The following is a 301-nucleotide window of genomic DNA, read 5'->3' on the forward strand; positions in this document are numbered from 1 at the left end:
CGGACGCTGCGGGGTTGGTATGGCTACTTCAAACACGCAAGCCCCGGCCATCTGGGAGAGATCGACGGATGGGTGCGCATGAGACTGCGCTCCATTCTGCGCAAGCGCCACCGGCTCAAGGGTCGGGGCCGCGGGCGAGATCACCAGCGCTGGCCCAACCGCTACTTCACCGACCTCGGGCTCTTCTGCCTGCTTGATGCCCGGGTGTCGGAATCCGCCGGTCTCCGTAACGGAGCAAACCGCTGACTGGACAGCCGGATGCGGGAGATCCGCACGTCCGGTTCGAAGGGAGGGGCGGCGC

Annotated in this window: 1 protein-coding gene; it reads left to right on the forward strand. The window is 66.8% G+C overall.

Translation table 11 applies throughout. From position 1 onward, the window contains the following. Positions 1-246, forward strand: a 246-nt coding sequence (locus ACG2LG_RS24380) for a group II intron maturase-specific domain-containing protein (RefSeq protein WP_396263527.1), incomplete at its 5' end; no start/stop codon positions are given. Positions 247-301 lie beyond the last annotated feature (55 nt).

Source organism: Haloferula sp. A504 (genome assembly GCF_044385805.1).
In the GTDB taxonomy this organism is placed as follows: Bacteria; Verrucomicrobiota; Verrucomicrobiia; order Verrucomicrobiales; family Akkermansiaceae; genus Haloferula.